The organism is Sandarakinorhabdus rubra (assembly GCF_010994245.1).
GTDB classification, from domain to species: Bacteria; Pseudomonadota; Alphaproteobacteria; order Sphingomonadales; family Sphingomonadaceae; genus Sandarakinorhabdus; species Sandarakinorhabdus rubra.
In genome coordinates this window covers 1-6,261 of the sequence record NZ_WMHO01000157.1, presented here as the reverse complement: position 1 = coordinate 6,261, position 6,261 = coordinate 1, and the positions used below count along the sequence as shown (strand labels likewise).

At 68.7% G+C, this 6,261-nt stretch carries 7 protein-coding genes and 1 tRNA gene; 2 read left to right on the top strand and 6 right to left on the bottom strand.

Annotated elements, in window-relative coordinates:
• From GJV64_RS10230 to GJV64_RS10220, 3 genes are all read right to left on the bottom strand, one after another.
• On the bottom strand, positions 1 to 379 hold a 379-nt coding region (locus GJV64_RS10230; protein WP_164157136.1), incomplete at its 3' end, for a TSUP family transporter.
• A gap of 4 nt (positions 380 to 383) precedes the next feature.
• Complete coding sequence (locus GJV64_RS10225) at positions 384 to 911, bottom strand: rhodanese family protein (RefSeq protein ID WP_164157135.1); 528 nt, start codon at positions 909 to 911, stop codon at positions 384 to 386.
• On the bottom strand, positions 886 to 1,227 hold the full coding sequence (locus GJV64_RS10220; RefSeq protein WP_164157134.1) for an ArsR/SmtB family transcription factor: 342 nt from the start codon (positions 1,225 to 1,227) through the stop codon (positions 886 to 888). Before GJV64_RS10220 ends, GJV64_RS10225 begins: the two co-directional genes overlap by 26 nt.
• Positions 1,228 to 1,291: 64 nt before the next feature.
• On the opposite strand from GJV64_RS10220, the gene GJV64_RS10215 reads away from it, so the two are divergent.
• On the top strand, positions 1,292 to 2,155 hold the full coding sequence (locus tag GJV64_RS10215; protein ID WP_164157133.1) for an MBL fold metallo-hydrolase: 864 nt from the start codon (positions 1,292 to 1,294) through the stop codon (positions 2,153 to 2,155).
• A 14-nt stretch (positions 2,156 to 2,169) separates the two neighbouring features.
• On the opposite strand, the gene GJV64_RS10210 is transcribed toward GJV64_RS10215, so the two are convergent.
• The 3 genes from GJV64_RS10210 to moaA all read right to left on the bottom strand — a co-directional run bounded on the left by GJV64_RS10210 (position 2,170) and on the right by moaA (position 4,169).
• A tRNA-Asn gene (locus GJV64_RS10210) sits at positions 2,170 to 2,244 on the bottom strand.
• Positions 2,245 to 2,308: 64 nt separating this feature from the next.
• Positions 2,309 to 3,073: an NAD kinase gene (locus tag GJV64_RS10205; protein WP_164157132.1), complete on the bottom strand. Its 765-nt coding sequence runs from the start codon at positions 3,071 to 3,073 to the stop codon at positions 2,309 to 2,311.
• Positions 3,074 to 3,128: 55 nt separating this feature from the next.
• Entirely contained in the window at positions 3,129 to 4,169 is a 1,041-nt protein-coding gene (gene moaA / locus GJV64_RS10200; protein WP_164157137.1) for a GTP 3',8-cyclase MoaA, read from the bottom strand.
• 278 nt (positions 4,170 to 4,447) lie between these two features.
• On the opposite strand from moaA, the gene GJV64_RS10195 reads away from it, so the two are divergent.
• Complete coding sequence (locus GJV64_RS10195) at positions 4,448 to 6,124, top strand: putative bifunctional diguanylate cyclase/phosphodiesterase (RefSeq protein ID WP_235927692.1); 1,677 nt, start codon at positions 4,448 to 4,450, stop codon at positions 6,122 to 6,124.
• Positions 6,125 to 6,261: the final 137 nt, after the last annotated feature.

Below are 6,261 nucleotides of genomic sequence, written 5' to 3'. Positions count from 1 at the left end.
TGCGCACCGGTCGCAGCATGGCCAGCCCCACCGCCAGCATGGCCAGCGCAAAGCCGCCGAGCAGCGCCTGCCCGTCCACCCGCTGCGCCAGCGCTGCGCCGGCCAGCGAGCCGGCCAGGCCAGCGCCGGCAAAGCTTATGGCGCACGGCCATTTCACCTGGCCGCCGCGCGCCTGCACGGCGAGATTGGCCCCGGCGTTGACCGCCACGGCGGCCGCACCGGTGCCAATCGCCACGTGCGGATCATCGATGCCCACGACATAGAGCAGCAGCGGTGTCGCCAGCACCGAGCCACCGCCGCCGAACAGGCCGAGCAGCAGGGCGATCACCGCCCCGCCCACCACGGCGGCCGGCAAGCCAAGGGACAGCGCGCCGTCCATGGGATCAGGCCGCGCCGCTGTTCCAGGGCATTCGGGCGAGCAACTGGGCCATGCCGCACCAACCGGTGGCACCCGCAAAGGTCAGCCCGGCGCCGACAAAGGCCGACAGCGCGATCCACGCCGGGGCCACCATCACGGTGAGCAGCACGCCGGTCAGCACCAGGAGGCCAGCAGCAATCTGCACCTGCCGCATGATCGGCAGGCGCTGTTCAGCCTCGCGGCCAGCCAGGCCCAGCCCGGACTTGCCCCAGGCGTCGACGCCGCCGGCCAGCAGGTGCACGCGGCCCTGCGGCCCCAGCGCGGCAAGCCGATCGGCGTTTGCGGCGGTGCGCCGGCCGGACTGGCAGGTGAACACCAGCGTCATGCCATCACCGCAGGCCAGCGGGCCGGTGTCGGGCACGCTCAGCGGGCGGGAGAGCGAGGCCGGGATGTGGCGGGCGGCAAATTCGGCCGGCTCGCGCACGTCCACGATCATGGCCCTGCCGTCGGCCACCAGGGCCGCGGCGTCAGTGGGCGAAATGGTGTTGATCATCGGGGGGCTCCAGGGGGTCGGGCGGGCAATAGATGCCGGCCAGCGTGGTGATCACCGCCCGCACGGCGGGATCGGCGATGCTGTAAAAAATGGCCTGGCCTTCGCGGCGGGTGGCCACCAGGCCCTCGGCACGCAACAGTGCCAGATGCTGGGATAGCGCCGATTGCGACAGCCGGCTGGCAATCTGGCCAGGCTGGCGTTCGCCATCCAGCAATTGGCACAGCACCAACAGCCGGCCATCATGGGCCATCGCCTTCAGCAGGCGGGAGGCGGCGGCAGCGGAGGTTTCGAAGCGGGCGAGGTCATCTGCGTTCATGCCGCCTATATATCAGTTGATTCTAATTTAGCAATGTCTAATATGAGGTCCAAGGAGACTCAGCATGACACGGCCCGACGTTGCACCCTTCTTCGACAGCGCCACCAACAGCTGGACCTATCTGGTCAGCGATCCGGCCACTGGCGACGCGGCGATCATCGATGCCGTGCTGGATTATGAGCCCAAGGGCGCGGTGGTCTCCCATGCCGGTCTCGAACGGCTGCTGGCCGCCGTGGCGCAGCGGCACCTCACGCTGAAGTGGGTGCTGGACACCCACGTCCATGCCGATCACCTGTCGGGTGGCCACTGGCTGCGCGACAAGACCGGCGCGCCGCTGGTGATCGGCGCCAACATCACCCAGGTGCAGCAGGTGTTTGCACCGCGCTTCGGGTTGGATGACTTTGCTGCCGATGGCCGCCAGTTCGACGTGCTGGTGGAGGATGGCGCCACCCTGCCGCTGGGTAATCTGGTGATCCGGGTGATGCACACGCCGGGCCACACGCCGGCCTGTGTTTCCTATCTCATCGGCGATGCCGCCTTCGTGGGGGACACGATGTTCATGCCGGATTATGGCACGGCGCGCTGTGATTTTCCGGGCGGCGATGCGGGCGTTCTGCACACCTCGATCCAGAAGATCCTGGCGCTGCCGGGGTCCACGCGGCTCTTCGTCGGCCATGATTATCTGCCGGAGGGGCGCAGCGACTATGTCTGCGAGACGACGGTGGCCGAACAGAAGGCCCGCAACATCCATGTCCATGACGGGATCAGCGCCGAGGATTTCGTGGCCATGCGCCGCCGCCGCGACGCCACGCTGTCGCCGCCCACACTGATCCTGCCCGCCCTGCAGGTGAACATCGCGGCCGGCGAACTGCCGCCACCCGATGGACAGGGGCGTCGCTTCCTGCGGCTGCCATTGAGCGTGATGTGAGGAGCGACCCACGCTGGCTCCTCGGGCAGGATTCGAACCTGCGACAACTCGATTAACAGTCGAGGGCTCTACCGCTGAGCTACCGAGGAACAGCGTGGGAGCGCCCCCTTAGCGGCGGCGGCGGCCCTTGCCAAGGGGGTTTGAAGTTCAGGCTCAGCTGGCGAACTGTTCGAGGCTGATGCGGTCGTCGAGCGCATATTCGGGATCGAACAGCAGTTCGAGCGCGATCGAGCGGTCCATCGCCACCTTCACATGGGCAACGTCGCGCACCTCCATCTGGTCGGCCACCGCTGACACCGGGCGTTTCCGCGCCTCGCGCACCTCGAACTCGATCTGGCTGGCCGCCGGCAGCAGCGCGCCGCGCCAGCGCCGGGGGCGGAACGGTGAGATGGGGGTCAATGCCAGCAGCTCGGCCTCCAGCGGCAGGATGGGGCCGTTCGCCGAAAGATTGTAGGCGGTCGAGCCGGCGGGCGTCGAAACCAGCACGCCATCACAGATCAGCTCTTCCATGCGCGTCTTGCCGTCGATGGCGATGCCGATCTTGGCGGCCTGGCGGGTTTCCCGCAGCAGCGACACCTCGTTGATCGCTGGCGAGGTGATCACCCGGCCCGAGGCGGTGGTGGCGGTCATCTGCAGCGGGTGCAGCACGAAGGTCTTGGCTGCGGCAATGCGGTCGGCCAGCTGGCCCTCGCGAAAATCGTTCATCATGAAGCCCACGGTGCCGCGGTTCATGCCGAACATCGGCTTGGGATCGGCATGGCGCATCGCCTCGTGCAGGCAGTGCAGCAGGAAGCCATCGCCGCCCAGCGCCACCACCACGTCGGCCTCTCCCACGCTCACGAAGCCATACTGCTCGCGCAGCCGGTCGCCTCCGGCGCGGGCGACATGGCTGTCAGAGACCATCAGGGCCATCTTCATTGGCTTGGCTTCCCCCCGGAAAGACTGCGGTGCCGCCAGCGTTCAGTCGCCGGAATCAACCACCTGTCAGGCTCATGTGGCGGGCCACGGCTGGCCGCGCCGCGCGCCGCTCGATCACGAAATCATGGCCCTTGGGCTTGCGCGCGATGGCGGCATCGAGCGCGGCATCGAGCGCGGCGGCATCGCTGCCAACCCGGCGCACCACTGCCTTCAGATCGGCCTGGTCATCCTGGCCCAGGCACATGAACAGCTGGCCGGTGGCGGTCAGTCGCACGCGATTGCAGCTTTCGCAGAAATTGTGGGTGAGGGGGGTGATGAAGCCCAGCTGCAGGCCGAGTTCCTCGACACGGACATAGCGCGCAGGGCCGCCAGTGCGGTGCGGCAGGTCGGTCAGGGTGAAGCGGCGGGCAAGGTCAGCGCGCACGCGCGAAAGCGGCAGATACTGGTCCATGCGGTCCTGGTCGATCTCGCCCAGCGGCATCGTCTCGATCAGGGTGAGATCATGGCCCTCGCGCGCCGCAAACTCCATCAGCGCCTCGATCTCGTCTGCATTGCCGTCGGGCCCGGCCAGAGCCACCGCGTTCAGCTTCACCTTCAGCCCGGCGGCCTTGGCGGCCGCGATGCCGTCCAGCACCTGGGGCAACCGGCCCCAGCGGGTGATGCGGGCAAAGCGGTCGGCATCCAGCGTGTCGAGGCTGATGTTCACGCGCCGCACCCCGGCAGCGAACAGCGGCTCGGCAAAGCGCGCCATCTGGCTGCCATTGCTGGTCAGCGTCAGTTCCTCCAGCGCGCCGCTGGCAAGGTGGCGGCCCAGGCTGGAGACCAGGTCCATGATCCCGCGCCGGACCAGCGGCTCGCCGCCGGTCAGCCTGATCTTGCGGGTGCCGCGCCGGATGAAGGCCGATGCCAGGCGGTCGATTTCTTCCAGGCTGAGCACCTCGGCCTTGGGCAGAAAGGTCATGTCTTCGGCCATGCAATAGACGCAGCGGAAATCGCATCTGTCGGTGACCGAGACCCGCAGATAGGTGATGGCACGGCCGAACGGATCGACCAGCGGACGTCCTTCAACCCTCGAGGTTGACCCGGCCGCAGGCATGGCGGCCTGCACGGTGGTGCGAGATGCATCGCCGGTGGGGTTCATGAGGTCTGCTGTGTGGCAGAAGCGGCACAGTTGGCAAGTGATTTTGGCACTTATGCGGCCCGACATGGGGAATATGCCGCTGGACAGGCTGACAGTGATTCGGCATCGCGTTAAACAAAGCGCAATTCGGGGCGGGCATTATCCGGTATGGGCAACAATCCGGCATGAAGGAAAAGGTGCAGGCGGAACCGGTCTTGATCGTCTCGCCGCGGTATGCAGCTGATTTGGCGACGATGGTGACGGCGGCTGGGCTGCTGCCACGCGTCGAGAGGCTGGCCGAAGCCGCGGCTGCGCGTTTCGAGGCAGAGCCGGTGCGCGTTGTCGTCGTGGATGCGCGCGGTGCGCTGGCCGCCGGCCTTGGCGTGGCGCAGGCCCTCGGTCCCGCCGTGGAGCGCCGCCATGGCGCCATGCTGGTGCTGCTGTCACGCACGGATGTGAGCGCCGCCGGCACGGCCCGCGATGCCGGCGCCACTTCGGTCCTTGTCTCGCCGTTCGGGTCCGACGCCTTTGCCAATGCGCTGCATCTTGCCGGCCGCCATGCCGCCCGGCTGGCCGCGGCGGTGGAAACCGCGGCGCCTTCCGAAGGGCCAGGCGGGGACCGGCTGACCGGCCTTGCCAGTGGCGACCGGGTGCAGGCCTGGCTGGCCGAACAGCGTGGTGCCGGCCGGCCGGTGGGCGTGGTGGTGATCGGTGTCGGCCGCTTTGCCCAGATCAACATCGCCTATGGCCGCGACACGGCCGATCGGCTGCTGGCCGCCATTGCCCAGCGGCTGGGCCCGATTGCCGATGGCCGGCTGCGGCGCGGGGAGCAGCGCCTGCTTGGCCGGCTGACCGCGGCCGAATTCGTGCTGGCGCTGGCTGGGGGCCATGCCGGTGATGCGTTGGAGCCGATGGCCCGCCAGCTGCTGCGCGGCTTCGAACGGCCGTTTGCCATCGATGGCCGGCAGATCCACGTGTCCGGCCGCGCCGGCATTGCCTGGGATGACGGTCGCAGCGAGGAAGAGGCAGAAGGCGTCGCCGCCGGCCTGATGCGCGAAGCGGTGATCGCACTCGCCGATGCGCGCGGGCGCGGACCCGGCTCGGTGGTGCGCTTTGATCAGCAGATGGACCGCGAGGCGCCCACCCGCCGCGCCGACCTTGAATCCGATCTCTATCGCGCGCTGGATCGCGGCGACATCACGCTGCTGTTCCAGCCGCAGGCCAATCTCTCCGATGGCGTTGTCACCGGGGCCGAGGCGCTGTCGCGCTGGGACCATCCGGTGCACGGCCGGCTGTCGGCCTCGATCCTGCTGGAAACGGCGGCTTCGGCCGAACTGGCGGTGGCATTGGGCCGGCATATCCGGGCGCGCGCTTTCAGCATCGCGGCGGCCTGGACTGGCCCGCTGGCCGAGCTGAGGCTCTCAGTGAACGTCACGGCGGCCGATCTCGCCGATCCCGAATTCGTGCCCATCCTGGCCCGCGACCTGGCGCAGGCCGGCCTGTCACCGCGCCGCCTGGTGGTGGAAGTCACCGAAGAGGCGATCATCAACGATCTCGACGCCGCTTCGGCCACGCTGTCGCTGCTGCGCGCTGATGGCGTGGGTGTCGCGCTGGATGATTTCGGCGCCGGCTATTCCTCGCTGGCGCGTCTTGCCCGCCTGCCGGTCGACACGCTGAAGCTTGATCGCAGCCTCGCCCAGGGCCTCTCCGGCTCGGAGCGGGAGCGGATCGTGGTGGAAGGCATGATTGCCACCGCCCGCAGGCTGGGCCTGACGGTGATTGCCGAGGGCATCGAGGATGACATCCTGCTCAGCGCGGCACGCACCGCCGGCTGCCACGGCGTGCAGGGCTATTGCATCGCGCCGCCGCTCGACAATTCGGCGCTGGCCAACTTCTGCAAGCGCCGCAAGGTCCACAGCGTCGTCGCCTGACGTCGCCCCTCAGCGCCCCTTCCCGAGTTTCGAGCGGAACACCGCCGGGCGCGCCGGCAGCGGGGTACGTGCGGTCGGTTGCGCCGCTGCTGCCGGCTTGAGCCGCGCGCCGGCCGCCAGCTTCGACAGCGACGACG